This window comes from Streptomyces sp. NPDC059003 (assembly GCF_042740445.1).
Classification (GTDB): domain Bacteria; phylum Actinomycetota; class Actinomycetes; order Streptomycetales; family Streptomycetaceae; genus Streptomyces.
This window is the reverse complement of the sequence record NZ_JBHYJH010000003.1, coordinates 103,441-117,586: the sequence shown is the minus strand read 5'-3', so window position 1 is coordinate 117,586 and position 14,146 is coordinate 103,441. Positions and strand designations below refer to the sequence as shown.

Genomic DNA, 14,146 nt, shown 5'->3' with positions numbered 1-14,146 from the left:
GGCCCCCCGTGGCCGGTTTGCGGCTGAATTGCGTCGGCCGTGCCCGGGCCGGCAGCGAGGGTGCGGCACTCCACCACCTCGTACGGACCGGAGCATCACGGACTCCTCGATTCCGGTGCCGTACCCGGAGCCCGCCTCCTGATTGGCGCATTCGTTTCGTGCGGGCGGCGCGGCTCAGTAGGGTCCGTCGGCATGGACGTGACCACATGGCTGGCCGTGCTCGGCTTCCTCACCGGCGTGATCGGTCTGGTGTGGCAGATTCTGACCCACCGGCTGACCGGAGGCAGGGTGCGCGTGTTCGCCGTGCGCCAGGAGGTCGACGGCGAATGGCTGGTCCGCGTGGACATCGTCAACGCGGGGCGGCTCGCCGTGTCCGTCGAGGGCGTCGCGATCTGGGCGCAGGTCAAGGGGCGCCGGCTGCGCCGGATCGCCTGGCGGGCGGTGCTCGTGGCGCGGATCGGCTGGGCGCACGCGCGCGCGAGGCTGCTCGTCTTCACGCCGTCGTTCAGCGTGACGGCTCCGGCGGGGTACGCCGACCACCGGGACCGCGTGCAGTTCCCGCTCATCCTGCAGCCCGGGCAGACGACGACCTTGCCGCACGTGGGCATCACCTGGTCCGACATGGACGACCGGCCGCTGCGGGCGGCGGTGCTGCTCGGCGCGGGCGCGCCCGTGCAGACCGAGGTCAGGGACACCAAGGACCTGGATCCCTTCGTGATCGCCGCGCCCGAGGGGAACTGGACCATCCACTTCGCGGCGGCGTGGGAGCGGCCGCCCACGACGGACGACGAGTCGGTCATCGACCGGGCCATGTGGCAGTCGGCGCTGTTCCAGACGCTGCCGCCGCTGCTGCGGGACCTCGGGCGGCTCGCGCCGTCACCGGCCGTCGAGGCGCTCCACGACGTGGTGCCGGAGATACAGGAGTGGCGCGGCCGGCCCGGGTTCATCTCCGACGCGCTCCTGCGGAGCCTCAGCGTTTCGCTGGAGCAGCTGGCGCCGGTGCGGATGGAGTCGGCGGACGCGGTCCGCGGCGTCCTCGCGCGGCTGCTGCCGGACGGCCAAGGGGACGGCTGAGCGGGGGCCGCGCCCAGGGAGCACCCGAGGGTCAGGCCCGCAGGTCGCGCACGTACCGGTCGAGCAGCGTCCCGTCGGCGTCCCGCCCCTGCCCGGCGTGGGTGAATCCGGTGCGCCGCGCCACCGCCGCCGACGCGGGGTTGTCCGGCTCGACGCGGATCACGCCCACGGCCGCGCCTTCGGAGGCCGCGTACCGGCAGATCAGCTCGACGGCGCGGGTGGCGAGGCCGCCGCCGCGCCACTGCGGGTAGAGCCCGTAGGCGATGTTGACCTCGCCCGCGGGCCAGCCCGGCATGGCGAGGCGTACGTCGATGGTGCCGGCGAGCGTCGCCGCCTCCCCCGCCCGGATGCCGAAGGCGCGCAGGGCGCCGCCGGTGGCCCACTGGTCCCGGCAGTGGCGCACGTACGCCGCCGTGCCCGCCCTCGTCCCCGGCCCGCCGCTGAGCCATCGCACCAGCTCGTCGTCCTCACCGGCCAGGTGCGCGTCGACGTCGGCGAGGGACAAGGGGGTGAGGGCGATGACGCCGTCCGAGAGGTGGATCTGTTCGATGTTTCCCACGGGCCGACTGTCTCCGCCCGCCGCCCCGTGGGCAACCGAATTCCGTCCGGTCAGGACCGGCGTACTCCCGTCAGGACCCGACGTACTCCCGCAGATGACGGGCCGTCACCGTGTCGGCGCCCTCGACCAGTTCGGCGGGCGTGCCGGTGAACACCACCTCGCCGCCGTCGTGCCCGCCGCCCGGGCCAAGGTCGATGATCCAGTCGGCGTGGGCCATGACGGCCTGGTGGTGCTCGATGACGACCACGGAGTTGCCGTCGTCGACGAGCCGGTCGAGCAGCGCGAGGAGCTTGTCCACGTCGGCCAGGTGCAGGCCGGTGGTCGGCTCGTCCAGGACGTACGTGGAGGACTTCTCGGCCATGTGGATGGCGAGCTTCAGGCGCTGCCGCTCGCCGCCGGACAGGGTGTTGAGCGGCTGGCCGAGCCGCAGATAGCTCAACCCGACGTCGCTGAGACGGCCGAGGATGGTGTGCGGCTGGCCGGAGGGGAAGAAGTCGTACGCCTCCGCGACGAACATCCCGAGGACCTCGCTGATGTTCTTGCCGCGCAGCCTGTACGTCAGGACCTCCGGCGTGAACCGCTTGCCGTCGCACTCCTCGCACACCGACGCGACCTGCGCCATCATCGCGAGGTCGGTGTAGACGAGCCCGATGCCGTTGCACTTCGGGCAGGCGCCCTCCGAATTGGCGCTGAACAGGGCCGCCTTGACGCCGTTCGCCTTGGCGAAGGCCGTGCGGATCGGGCCGAGCAGGTTGGTGTACGTCGCCGGGTTCGAGCGGCGCGAGCCGCGGATCGGCGACTGGTCGGCGACCACGACGCCGTCCCGCCCGGACAGATAGCCGTGGATCAGGGAACTCTTGCCGGAGCCCGCGACGCCGGTGACCACGGTGAGCACGCCGAGCGGCACGTCGACCTCGACGTTCTTCAGATTGTGCAGATCGGCGCCCTTGATGGACAGCTGCCCCTTCGGCGTGCGCACGCCGGCGCGCAGCCGCGCCCGGTGGCCGAGGTGGCGCCCGGTGAGCGTCCCGGACGCGCGCAGTCCCGCGACGTCGCCGGAGAAGCAGATCTCGCCGCCCGCCTCGCCCGCGCCGGGTCCGAGGTCGACGACGTGGTCGGCGATGGCAACGACCTCCGGCTTGTGCTCGACCACGAGCACCGTGTTGCCCTTGTCGCGCAGGCGCAGGAGCAGGTCGTTCATGCGCCGGATGTCGTGCGGGTGCAGGCCGATCGTCGGCTCGTCGAAGACGTAGGTGACGTCCGTGATGCTGGAGCCGAGGTGCCGGACCATCTTCACGCGCTGCGCCTCGCCGCCCGACAGCGTGCCCGAGGGCCGGTCGAGGCTGAGGTAGCCGAGGCCGATCTCGACGAGCGAGTCGAGCAGATCGCGCAGGGTGGCGAGGAGCGGGGCGGCGCCCGGCTCCTCGATCTCCCGGACGAACGCGGCGAGGTCGTTGATCTGCATCGCCGAACACTCGGCTATGTTCCGGCCGTTGATCCTCGAGGAGAGCGCGGCCTGCGTGAGCCGGGTGCCCGCGCACAGGGGGCAGCGGGCGAAGACCACGGCCCGGTCGACGAAGCTGCGGATGTGCGGCTGCAGGGCGTCGCGGTCCTTGGCGAGCCAGCTCCGCTGCATCTTCGCGACGAGACCTTCGTACGTGAAGCCGTTGGACCCCACCCTCACCTTCACCGGGCCCTTGTGCAGCAGCGCCTCCCACTCCTCCGCGGTGAAGTCCCTGAGCTTCTTGTCGGGGTCGTAGAAGCCGGAGTTGACCAGGATCTGCCAGCTCCAGGAGTCCACCGCGTAGTACGGAACGGTGACGGCGCCCTCGTTCAGCGACAGGTCCCGGTCCACGAGCTGGTCGACGTCGACGGTCGACACCTCGCCGGTCCCCTCGCACTCGGGACACATGCCGTCGGGCAGGTTGAAGCTGAACGCGCCGGAGGTCCCGATGTTCGGCACGCCCAGGCGGCTGAAGATGATGCGCAGCATCGTGTACGCGTCCGTGGCGGTGCCCACCGTGGAGCGCGCGTTGGCGCCCATCCGCTCCTGGTCGACGACGATCGCCGCGCTGAGGTTGCGCAGCTCGTCGACGTCGGGGCGGCCCACGCTCGGCATGAACGACTGGATGAAGGCGGTGTACGTCTCGTTGATGAGCCGCTGCGACTCGGCGGCGATGGTCCCGAAGACCAGCGAGGACTTGCCGGACCCGGACACCCCGGTGAACACGGTGAGCCGCCGCTTGGGCAGGTCGAGCGAGACGTCCTTCAGGTTGTTCTCGCGCGCTCCGCGCACTTGGATCACGGTGTGGCTGTCGGCGGGGGTGGCGTTCACGAGCACTCCTCGTACGGCGTGTGCGGCTGACGGGGAAGTCAGCGTAGATCGCGCCCAGTTGGCATGCCCGCATTTGTTGTGACTGCTCTCGGCCGCTGGGCGGAAGAGTGTTGCACGCCCGGTGGCCTTCGGGAACTCTGTACATGCAGCCGTCAGCACCCACGGAGGTCTCCTTGACGCCGGATGAACGCGGTTCGGGCCACGACCCCGAGGAAATCGTGATCACCCCTGCGAAGGTGCAGGAGCTGGAGGACGAGGTCGAGCACCTCAAGCAGGCGGTCTGGTCGCACGCGACGGCCGACCAGGCCGTCGGCGTCCTGCTCGCCGTGGGGCAGATGTCCCCGGCCGAGGCCTGGGACGTCCTGCGCGAGATGTCGATGCGGACCAACACCAAGCTGCGCACCGTGGCCGAGCAGCTCATCGAATGGGGCCGCACGGGCGTCCTCGCCCCGGATCTGCGCGCCGAGCTGGACCGCCAACTCGTCCTGCGGCAGGGCGAGGGCGAGGCCGTGAGCGAGGCGCCGACGTGTGAATGACGGATACGAGCCGAGTACGGGCCGGGTTCGGGCGGATGAAGGCGGAATGACCGCGGACGCGCTGGCGATGCTGCGGGCGGCCGGGGCCGAGGAGATCGAGCACCCCGGCGGCACGCTCCTCGCGCACCTGCGACGCGTCAGCGCCCTGCTCGCGTCGTGGGGCGCCCGCCCCGCCCTGGTGTCGGCCGGGCTGTGCCACGCCTTCTACGGCACCGACGGGTTCCCGGTCCCGCTGCTCGACCTGGGGCGACGCCCGGACCTCACCGAGGCGATCGGCGTCGAGGCCGAGGCGATCGTCTACCGCTACGCGTCCTGCGACCGCGCGTCCTCGTACCGTGAACTGCCCGCTGCCGGGGGCCGGTTCCGCGACCGGTTCACCGGCACGACGTTGCACCCGGATGTCCGGGCGCGCCACGACTTCGCCGAGCTGACCGCCGCCAACGAGCTGGACATCGCCACGATCAGCCCGGACTTCCGGGCCCGCCACGGCACCGCGCTGCTCGACCTGTTCACCCGGTGGCGCCCGCTGCTGTCCGAGGGGGCGTGGAGCCACTGTCGCGACGTCCTGGACCACGCAGACGCACCGTGCGACCGGCACATCGAGTCACCAGGATGAGCCCGGCAGTGGCGATCACCGCGGCCTGGACGCGCCGCTCCACGCCGAGCTCGGCGAGGAGCCGGGAGATGTGGTTCTTGACGGTCTTCTCCGCGAGGTAGCGGCGCCGGCCGATCTGGCGGCTGGTCAGGCCCTCGCCGATCAGGGCGAGGACCTCGCACTCGCGGTCGCGCAGGCCGGGCAGGGCGTCCGGCTCCTGCTCCTGCTCCTTGTCCTGTTCACCGCGGAGCCGGGCCATGAGCTTGGTGGTGGCCGTGGGATCGAGCAGGGCCCGCTCGGCCGTGGCGGCCTCACCGACGACGGTGAACCTGGGTGACGCGGGCCCGCACGGCCCGTGCCGGTCGGCCCTGTTTCCCGCGGGCGGGGACCGTCGGCCCCTGGAGTCGCGGATCCTGCGCGGTGAGGCTTTCATCGAGGGTCGGCGCACTCGACCGCGGCCCGTGTCACCGAACGCCCGTCGCACCGAACAAGGAGGTCTCCATGATTCGCTCCATCACCGCCGGCCTCGACGGCTCCCCCGAGAGCCTGGCCGCCGTCGACTGGGCCGCCCGCGAGGCACAGCTCCGCGGTCTTCCGCTGCGGCTGGTACAGGCCTGGATCTGGCGGCAGCAGGACGTGCCGGTCGCGCAGGACCTGGAGACCCAGAAGGGCTGGGCCCTGCGCGTGCTGCGGGAGGCCGAGGAACAGGTGCACGGACGGTATCCGGGCCTGGAGGTCAGCACCCAGCTCGTCTCCGACACGGCTAGCGAGGTGCTGCTCGGCCAGGCGGAGACGGCCGAGATGCTCGTCCTCGGCTCCAGCGGCCACGGGGCCGTCGCCGGTTTTCTGCTGGGCTCCGTCGGGCAGCAGGTGCTGGCTCGGGCGCAGCGCCCGGTGGTCATGGTCCGGGCCGACCCGCGCTCGGCCGCCGAACCGGCCAGCGGTGACGTGGTCGTCGGCGTCCAGGAGCCGGGCGAGCTTCCCGAGCCGCTCCTGGACTTCGCCTTCGGCGCGGCCGCGGCCCGTGGGACCGGCCTGCGCGCGGTGCACGCGCCGAAGCTGCCGCCCCTGTACGGGTACGGCGCCGTCGTCGGGCAGCTGGCCAGTCAGGAGGGCGGCATCACGGGGCAGGCGCGGCAGGCGCTGGTGGAGGCCCTGAAGCCGTGGCGCGAGAAGTATCCGCGCGTCCCCGTCTCCCCCGTCGTGGAGCTTTCGCACACCTCCGGCGTCGTTCTGAAGGCCGCCGCGCAGGCGGCCCTGGTGGTGGTCGGGCGCCGGACGCACCGCCCCGCGCTCGGCATGCGCATCGGGCCGGTCGCCCACGCCGTCCTGCACCACGCGGCCGCCCCCGTCGCCGTCGTACCGCACGACTGAGGCCCGCGCAGCCGCGGCAGGGGCCGATCAGCACGCGACCCGGGGCCGGGCGGCCCCGGGTCGGGGACGTCAAGGACCTGCCGCGGCGCGCGGGCACGCCGGACGCTGGGACCGCACACACCGGCAGGACCGACGGCGTGGACCACGGAGCGTCCCGTCGCGACCCGCGACCCGCGACCCGCGACCCGCGACTTGTGACCCGCGACTTGTGACCGACCCGCGCCCCTCTCCCGCCCGGTGCGCGCCCGCGGCTCGCCGGCCGCCCCGCACCCCGCGGCGGCCGGCCCGGGCCCGGCCCTGTCCCCGACGCCGGAAGGAAGAGCACACCGCCATGGTCCCGTACGTGTACGCGTTCACCGAGGGCAGCCGCGACATGGCCGAGCTGCTCGGCGGCAAGGGCGCCAACCTGGCCGAGATGACCCGTTTGGGCCTTCCCGTACCACCCGGTTTCACCGTCACCACGCAGGCCTGCTGCGCGTTCCTGACCGCGGGCGGCGAGCCGGACGGCCTGGCCGACGAGGTCGCGGCCCACCTGGCCGCCCTGGAGCGGACGGCGGGGCGGCGGCTCGGGCAGCCGGACGATCCCCTGCTGGTCTCCGTGCGGTCCGGGGCGCGCTTCTCCATGCCGGGCATGATGGAGACGATCCTCGACATCGGTCTCACCGACGACGCCGTCCGGGGGCTCGCCAAGGTGTCCGGGAGCGAGCGCTTCGCCTGGGACTCCTACCGCCGCCTCCTCCAGATGTTCGGCAGCACGGTGATGGGCGTCGACTCCGCGCTGTTCGAGCGGGAGCTCGCCCGTCTGAAGGCGTCCCGGGGTACCGCGGACGACCTGCGGCTGGACGCGTCGGACCTCGCGGGCCTGGTCGACGCCTACAAGGAGCTCATCAGGCGGGAGACCGGTGAGGAGTTCCCGCAGGACCCGGCCGAGCAGCTGCGCCGGTCCATCCGCGCCGTCTTCGCGTCCTGGAACGGCGAGCGCGCCCGGCTCTACCGCCGTCGTGAGCGCATCCCCGACGACCTGGGCACCGCCGTCACCGTGCAGCGCATGGTCTTCGGCAACCTGGGGGCCGACTCGGGCAGCGGCGTCGCCTTCACCCGCGACCCGGCCACCGGGCGTCGCGGCCCGTACGGCGACTACCTGGCCGACGCGCAGGGCGAGGACGTCGTCGCGGGCCTCCGCAACACCGTCCCGCTGACCGAACTGGAACGTCTGGACCCGACGTCGTACGACCGGCTGCGCGGCCATCTGCGGACGCTGGAGTCGCACTACCGGGACCTGTGCGACATCGAGTTCACCATCGAGCGCGGCACGCTGTGGATGCTGCAGACCCGGGTGGGCAAGCGCACCGCCGAGGCCGCGTTCGCCCTCGCCGCCGAGCTGGCCGACGAGGGCCTGATCACTCCCGACGAGGCGCTGGCCCGTGTCGGCGGCGAGGGTCTGGCCCGGCTGATGTTCCCGCGGTTCGACACCGCGGCGGTCGGTGCCGCGCTGGCGCACGGGATCCCGGCGTCGCCGGGCGCCGCCGTCGGTGCCGCGGTGTTCGACTGCGCCGAGGCCGTCCGGCGTGCCGCGGCCGGAGAGAAGGTCGTCCTCGTACGGCAGGAGACCACCCCGGACGACCTGCCCGGCATGGTCGCGGCCCAGGCCGTGCTGACGTCGCGCGGCGGCAAGACCAGTCACGCGGCGGTGGTCGCCCGCGGTATGGGCAAGGTCTGTGTGTGCGGCGCCGAGGAGCTCGCCGTGGACCCGCAGGGGCGCCGCTTCACCGCGGGCGGCGTCCTCGTCGAGGAGGGCACGGTCATCTCGGTCGACGGCTCCGCGGGCGCTGTGTACGCCGGGGCGGTGCCGCTCGTGGACTCCGCGGTGATGCGGTACTTCGAGACGGGCGAGCGCTCGGGCGCCCTGGTCGACGCCGTGGACCGCGCCCTGGGCCGGGCCGACGGCGTGCGGCGCCTGGGTGTGCGGGCGAACGCGGACACTCCCGAGGACGCCGCCCGGGCCCGGCGGTTCGGTGCCGAGGGGATCGGCCTGTGCCGCACCGAGCACATGTTCCTCGGCGACCGGCGGCGACTGGTCGAGGCGATGATCCTGGCCCGTACCGACGGCGAACGCGAGCGGGCCCTCGACGCGCTGCTCCCTCTCCAGCGCCGGGACTTCGTCGGCATTCTGGAGGCGATGGACGGCCTTCCGGTCACCATCCGCCTCCTCGACCCGCCGCTGCACGAGTTCCTGCCGGACCGCACCGAACTGGCCGTCCGCCTGGCCGCCGCCGAGGCGCACGGCAGCCCGCCCAGCGCGCACGACGCCGAGCTGCTCGACGCCGTGAACCGCATGCACGAGGAGAACCCGATGCTCGGCCTGCGCGGCGTGCGCCTGGGCCTGGTGGCGCCCGGCCTCGTCGCCATGCAGGTACGGGCCGTCGCCGAGGCGGTCGTGGAGCGCAAGCGGGCGGGCGGGGACCCGCGGGCGGAGATCATGGTCCCGCTGATCGACACGGTCGAGGAACTGCGCCTGGTGCGGGCGGAGGTGGAGCGGGTGCAGGCGGAGGTCTCCGCCGCCTCGGGCATTGCGGTCCAGTGCCCGGTCGGCACGATGATCGAGCTGCCGAGGGCCGCCCTCACCGCGGGCCGCATCGCGCGCGAGGCCCGGTTCTTCTCCTTCGGCACGAACGACCTCACGCAGACCACCTGGGGCTTCTCCCGCGACGACGTCGAGGCGGCGTTCTTCGCCGCCTACCTGGACAAGGGCATCTTCAAGGTGTCGCCGTTCGAGACGATCGACCAGGAGGGCGTGGGCCGGCTGATCCGGATCGCCGTGGCCGAGGGCCGCGCCGAGCGGCCCGACCTGAAGATCGGGATCTGCGGCGAGCACGGCGGCGACCCCGAGTCCGTCCGCTTCTTCCACGCGGCAGGCCTCGACTACGTCTCGTGCTCCCCGTTCCGCGTCCCGGTGGCCCGCCTGGAGGCCGGTCGTGCGGCGCTCGGCGACACGGAGGACAGCGACAGCAGGTGACGCGCCCGGCACGACGTCCGTTCGCCGACCGGGCCAAGGAAGTGGGACGGATGGGGAGATCCATCAGGACGTGCTCGACGTGCTGACCCTCGCCGGTCTGCCCCGCGCGGACGTGACCGTCGCGGTCCGGGACGGCGTGGTCACGCTGGACGGGGTCCTCGGCCGTCCCGGAGACGTCCCGCGTGTCCTCCGGCAGGCCTGGCGGGTCGACGGGGGGCGTCGGCGTCGTGGGCGGGCTGAAATCCGCCGGTGCCCCCGGGGGGCAGGGCCACCCGGCCCCGCCGGTTGGAGACCGGTCAGGCCCCGCTCGGGGTCCATCGGGTCCTGGGGCGCGCACCGGGTCCGCGCGAGGCTGCTTGTGAGGGCGGGACCGGTCCCCGCCCCCGCGCCGCCCGTGCTGTGCGGCTCCCGCTCTCGACGACGGAGGCACCCCTCATGACCCGCCACGACGACCGCCCCCGGACCGCTCCGCCCGCCGACGCGCCATCCGACATCACCGTCGCCGTGGACCGGCTGGTGACGGCCGGGCTCAAGGCGCTCGCCGACTACGAGCCCCTCACCCAGGAGCAGGTCGACCACATCGTGAACAAGGCCTCGGTCGCCGCCCTGGACCAGCACACCGCGCTGGCCGGGCTCGCGGTCGCGGAGACCGGGCGCGGCGTCTTCGAGGACAAGGCCGTCAAGAACATGTTCGCCTGTGAGCACGTCACGCACAGCATGGGCCCGATGAAGACCGTCGGCGTCATCGCCCGCGACGCCACCGAGGACATGGTGGAGATCGCCGAACCGGTGGGGGTGGTGTGCGCGGTCACGCCCGTCACCAACCCCACCTCCACCACGATCTTCAAGGCGCTGCTCGCCCTGAAGACCCGCAACCCGGTCGTGTTCGCCTTCCACCCCTCCGCACAGCGATGCAGCGCCGAGGCGGCACGGATCGTCCGTGACGCGGCCGTCGCCGCGGGCGCGCCGGAGCACTGCGTCCAGTGGATCGAGGCCCCTTCACTCGAGGCGACCGGCGCCCTGATGCGTCACCCGGGCGTCGCGCTGATCCTCGCCACCGGCGGCAACGCCATGGTCAAGGCGGCCTATTCGGCGGGCAAGCCGGCCCTGGGCGTGGGCGCGGGCAACGTACCCGCGTATGTGCACAAGAGCGCGCGGCTGCGCCGGGCGGTCAACGACCTGGTGCTGTCCAAGGCGTTCGACAACGGCATGATCTGCGCCTCCGAGCAGGCCGTCATCCTCGACGACGAGATCCACGACGCGGCGCTCGCCGAGTTCCGCGCCCTGCACGCCCATCTGGCCACCGCCGAGGAGAAGGCGAAGCTGGAGGCGTTCCTGTTTCCCGCCGGTGCCGCGGGCTCGGGCTGCGAGCCCAAGGTCAACTCCGCGGCCGTCGGCCGGAGTCCGGCGTGGATCGCCGAGCAGGCGGGCTTCGGCGTGCCCGCCGACACCTCGGTCATTCTGGTCGGGGCGGAGCGGGTCGGCCCGGACGAGCCGCTCACGCGCGAGAAGCTCTGCCCGGTGCTCGCCGTCCTGCGCGCCGCCTCCACCCGGCAGGGCTTCGAGCTGGCCGCCGACATGGTCGCCTTCCACGGCCAGGGCCACAGCGCCGTCATCCACACCGAGGACCCGGCGCTCGCGGAGGCCTTCGGCAGCCGTCTGAAGGCCGTGCGGATCATCGTCAACGCCCCGTCGTCGCAGGGTGCGATCGGCGGCATCTACAACCACCTGCTGCCGTCGCTGACGCTGGGCTGCGGATCGTGGGGCAGCACGTCGGTGTCCAACAACGTCTCGGCCGTCCAGCTGCTCAACATCAAGCGGCTCACCGCGCGCCGCAACAACATGCAGTGGTTCAAGATCCCGCCGAAGGTCTACTTCGAGCCGCAGGCCATCCGGTACCTCGCCGACATGCCGGGCGTGCACCGCGTCACCGTCGTCACCGACGCGACCATGACCCGCCTCGGCTTCGTGGACCGCGTCAACCACGTCCTGCAACGGCGCCGGGAGCCCGTCACCGTACAGATCATCGACGACGTCGAGCCCGAGCCGAGCATCGACTCCGTCCAGCGCGGCGCCCGCCTCATGCGGGACTTCCGTCCCGACACCATCGTCGCGCTCGGCGGCGGATCCCCCATGGACGCGGCCAAGGTGATGTGGCTGCTGTACGAGCAGCAGGCCGACGGCAAGGACATCGACTTCGCCGACATGCGGCACAAGTTCTCCGACATCCGCAAGCGCGCCTTCCGCTTCCCCGTGCTCGGTGCGCGCGCCCGCCTGGTGTGCGTGCCCACCACCTCCGGGACGGGAGCCGAGGTCACCCCCTTCGCGGTCATCTCCGACCCGGCCACCGGCAGGAAGTACCCCCTGGCCGACTACGCGCTCACCCCCAGCGTGGCCATCGTCGACCCGCTGCTGACCACCGACCTGCCCCCGGCCCTGGCCGCGGACAGCGGCTTCGACGCCCTCACCCACGCCATCGAGGCGTATGTGTCGGTGTACGCCAACGACTTCACCGACGGCCCGGCCCTGCAGGCGATCCGGATGGTCTTCGACCACATCGAGGCGGCGGTGAACGACCGGGCGGCCCGGCCGGACGCGCGCGAGAAGATGCACAACGCGGGCACCATCGCGGGCATGGCCTTCGGCAACGCCTTCCTCGGCATCGTCCACGCCATGTCCCACACCCTGGGCGCGACCTTCCACATCGCGCACGGCCGCACCAACGCGGTCCTGCTGCCGCACGTCATCCGCTACAACGGCACCGTGCCCACGAAGCTCACGGGCTGGCCGAAGTACGAGGACTACCGCGCCCCCGAACGCTTCCAGGACATCGCCCGCACCCTCGGCCTGCCCGCCGCCACCCCGCAGGAGGGGGTGGAGTCGCTCGCCCGCGCGGTGGAGCGGCTGCGGGACGCCGTCGGCATCGAGCCGTCGTTCCAGGCCCTGGGCGTCGACGAGCACGCCTTCCTCGACGCCCTGCCCCAGCAGGCCCTCAACGCCTACGAGGACCAGTGCGCGCCCGCGAACCCGCGCCTGCCGATGCTCGACGACATGCAGGAGATCATGCGCACGGCCTACTACGGCACGGTCGCGGTGCCGCGCCCGTAGGGACCACCGGTCCGAGGCAGGGCCGTACGGCCCTGCCTCGGCGCGTCCGAACGATGATTCGATGGGGCGGTGGGTGCCCTCGACGAGGGCACGGTGCGACCGGCGAGTCCATACGGAAGTTGACCATGGGAACTGACAGGCGGCGCCCGGCCTCTCCCGGGCCGCGCCGGAGCGTCGAGCTCGAAAGCGCCGAAGCCCTGCGGCTGCTCGGCACCGTGTCCTTGGGCAGGATCGTCTTCACCCGGCACGCGCTGCCGAGCATCCGTCCCGTCAACCACGTCCTGGACGACGGCGACATCGTCATCCGCACCCACGAACGCGCGGCGCTGACCTCCCACACCCGGCAGACCGGCCCGTCCGGCGTGGTCGTCGCCTACGAGGCCGACGCCATCGACCCGGACACGCACCTGGGCTGGAGCGTGGTGGCCACCGGCTACGCCCACCTGGTGACCGACGCCCGGGAGCTGGCCCGCTACCAGGCGCTGCTGCACCCCTGGGTGCAGCAGACGATGGACTACGCGGTCCGCATCCGCCCCGACCTGGTCACCGGCATCCTCCTGACCGAGGCGGACCAGCACGCCGGCACATGAGGCGGTCGTCCGGCCACCGCCCCGTCCCGGGCCGAGTCGGCGGCCCGGGACGGGGTGACGTCACCTACCGGCCGGGACGATCACGACCGGGCAGTGGGAGTGGTGGAGCAGGGCGCGGGTCACCGGTCCCAGGTGCGCCTTGGCCCGGCCGGGGCGGCGGTGGGCGGCGATGACGACCACGTCGGAGTCGCGGGTGGCGTCGAGCAGCGCGTGCGCGGGGCCGGTGCGGACCGTGCGCGCCTCGATGCCGACCCCGGGGTATCGCTCGCGCAGCGCGGCCACGGAGAAGCGGGGCACGGCCTCCTCGCTCCTGACGCGCCGGACCGCCTCCTCCTGCGCCGGGCTCGTCGCGGACATGGGCGAAGGCAGTGCGGGCGCCAGGAGCCCCCGTGTCCAGGCGTGCAGGACGTTCACTCGCACATGGCGGCGTTCGGCATCGGCGAAGGCGTACGCCGCGGCGTCGGCGTCGGCGTCGCTCTCGACGCCCAGCAGCACCGTGCCCATGGGGCGGCGCGGACGGTCTCCTCGTACGACGAGTAAGGGACTTCGGGTCCGCGCGGCCAGCCGCAGGCTCACCGAGCCGAGCAGCGGCCCGACGAGGCCGCCGAGTCCCCGGGTGCCCACGACGGTGAGGTCGGCGCCGCGCCCTTCACGCGCCAGCACGTGGGCCGCGCCGCCTTCGACGGCCGAGGTGACGACGGGCACTCCGGGGCACCGGGCACGTACCCGGGAGGCGGCGGCCGCGAGGACCGGTCCCGCCTCGTCACGGTCGGGCACGGCGTACACGACGCGCAGGGCGGCGCGGCGCCGTTGGGCTTCCTCCGCGGCCCGGTCGAGGGCCCGCACGGCGACCGGGGAGCCGTCCACCCCGACGACGACATGACGCATGGTCATTTCTCCTGCCCTTCGCTGCTCTGTAGTGCTTGAGGTGCGGCTCTGTGGTGCGTGAGGTGCAGTTC

11 protein-coding genes and 1 pseudogene are annotated in these 14,146 nt (G+C 73.0%); 8 read left to right on the top strand and 4 right to left on the bottom strand.

Annotated features, from left to right (window positions below):
- The first annotated feature begins 192 nt into the window (after nucleotides 1-192).
- Nucleotides 193-1,074 carry a hypothetical protein gene (locus ACFWZ5_RS02890; protein ID WP_384787765.1) on the top strand — a complete coding sequence of 294 codons (882 nt, stop codon included), beginning with the start codon at nucleotides 193-195 and terminating at the stop codon, nucleotides 1,072-1,074.
- A gap of 31 nt (nucleotides 1,075-1,105) precedes the next feature.
- On the opposite strand, the gene ACFWZ5_RS02885 is transcribed toward ACFWZ5_RS02890, so the two are convergent.
- Together ACFWZ5_RS02885 and ACFWZ5_RS02880 are read right to left on the bottom strand one after the other, a co-directional pair.
- Nucleotides 1,106-1,633: a GNAT family N-acetyltransferase gene (locus tag ACFWZ5_RS02885; RefSeq protein ID WP_384787768.1), complete on the bottom strand. Its 528-nt coding sequence runs from the start codon at nucleotides 1,631-1,633 to the stop codon at nucleotides 1,106-1,108.
- Nucleotides 1,634-1,703: 70 nt separating this feature from the next.
- Nucleotides 1,704-3,968, bottom strand: coding sequence for an ATP-binding cassette domain-containing protein (locus ACFWZ5_RS02880; protein ID WP_384787771.1), 2,265 nt, complete (start codon nucleotides 3,966-3,968; stop codon nucleotides 1,704-1,706).
- 173 nt (nucleotides 3,969-4,141) lie between these two features.
- Between ACFWZ5_RS02880 and ACFWZ5_RS02875 the strand changes: the two genes are divergently transcribed.
- Nucleotides 4,142-4,504 (top strand): ANTAR domain-containing protein, encoded by a 363-nt coding sequence (locus ACFWZ5_RS02875; RefSeq protein WP_384787774.1) that lies wholly within the window; start codon nucleotides 4,142-4,144, stop codon nucleotides 4,502-4,504.
- A gap of 46 nt (nucleotides 4,505-4,550) precedes the next feature.
- Nucleotides 4,551-5,120, top strand: a complete 570-nt coding sequence (locus ACFWZ5_RS02870) for a DUF6817 domain-containing protein (RefSeq protein ID WP_384787777.1) — start codon at nucleotides 4,551-4,553, stop codon at nucleotides 5,118-5,120.
- On the opposite strand, the pseudogene ACFWZ5_RS02865 reads toward ACFWZ5_RS02870, so the two are convergent.
- Nucleotides 5,014-5,394: pseudogene (locus tag ACFWZ5_RS02865) on the bottom strand (helix-turn-helix transcriptional regulator); the annotation flags it as partial. The gene ACFWZ5_RS02870 and the pseudogene ACFWZ5_RS02865 overlap by 107 nt on opposite strands.
- 206 nt (nucleotides 5,395-5,600) lie before the next feature.
- On the opposite strand from ACFWZ5_RS02865, the gene ACFWZ5_RS02860 reads away from it, so the two are divergent.
- The 5 genes from ACFWZ5_RS02860 to ACFWZ5_RS02840 all read left to right on the top strand — a co-directional run bounded on the left by ACFWZ5_RS02860 (nucleotide 5,601) and on the right by ACFWZ5_RS02840 (nucleotide 13,187).
- Nucleotides 5,601-6,473, top strand: a complete 873-nt coding sequence (locus ACFWZ5_RS02860) for a universal stress protein (protein WP_384787780.1) — start codon at nucleotides 5,601-5,603, stop codon at nucleotides 6,471-6,473.
- A gap of 331 nt (nucleotides 6,474-6,804) precedes the next feature.
- Nucleotides 6,805-9,489, top strand: a complete 2,685-nt coding sequence (gene ppdK / locus ACFWZ5_RS02855; RefSeq protein ID WP_384787783.1) for a pyruvate, phosphate dikinase — start codon at nucleotides 6,805-6,807, stop codon at nucleotides 9,487-9,489.
- Nucleotides 9,449-9,928 (top strand): BON domain-containing protein, encoded by a 480-nt coding sequence (locus ACFWZ5_RS02850; RefSeq protein ID WP_384787786.1) that lies wholly within the window; start codon nucleotides 9,449-9,451, stop codon nucleotides 9,926-9,928. The genes ppdK and ACFWZ5_RS02850 overlap by 41 nt, the downstream gene beginning before the upstream one ends.
- Nucleotides 9,925-12,597 carry a bifunctional acetaldehyde-CoA/alcohol dehydrogenase gene (gene adhE / locus ACFWZ5_RS02845; protein ID WP_384787789.1) on the top strand — a complete coding sequence of 891 codons (2,673 nt, stop codon included), beginning with the start codon at nucleotides 9,925-9,927 and terminating at the stop codon, nucleotides 12,595-12,597. Before ACFWZ5_RS02850 ends, adhE begins: the two co-directional genes overlap by 4 nt.
- Nucleotides 12,598-12,722: 125 nt before the next feature.
- Nucleotides 12,723-13,187 (top strand): pyridoxamine 5'-phosphate oxidase family protein, encoded by a 465-nt coding sequence (locus tag ACFWZ5_RS02840; RefSeq protein WP_384787792.1) that lies wholly within the window; start codon nucleotides 12,723-12,725, stop codon nucleotides 13,185-13,187.
- Nucleotides 13,188-13,247: 60 nt separating this feature from the next.
- Here ACFWZ5_RS02840 and ACFWZ5_RS02835 read toward each other — a convergent pair whose 3' ends face one another.
- Nucleotides 13,248-14,081 carry a universal stress protein gene (locus ACFWZ5_RS02835; RefSeq protein WP_384787795.1) on the bottom strand — a complete coding sequence of 278 codons (834 nt, stop codon included), beginning with the start codon at nucleotides 14,079-14,081 and terminating at the stop codon, nucleotides 13,248-13,250.
- Between the last annotated feature and the right edge of the window lie 65 nt (nucleotides 14,082-14,146).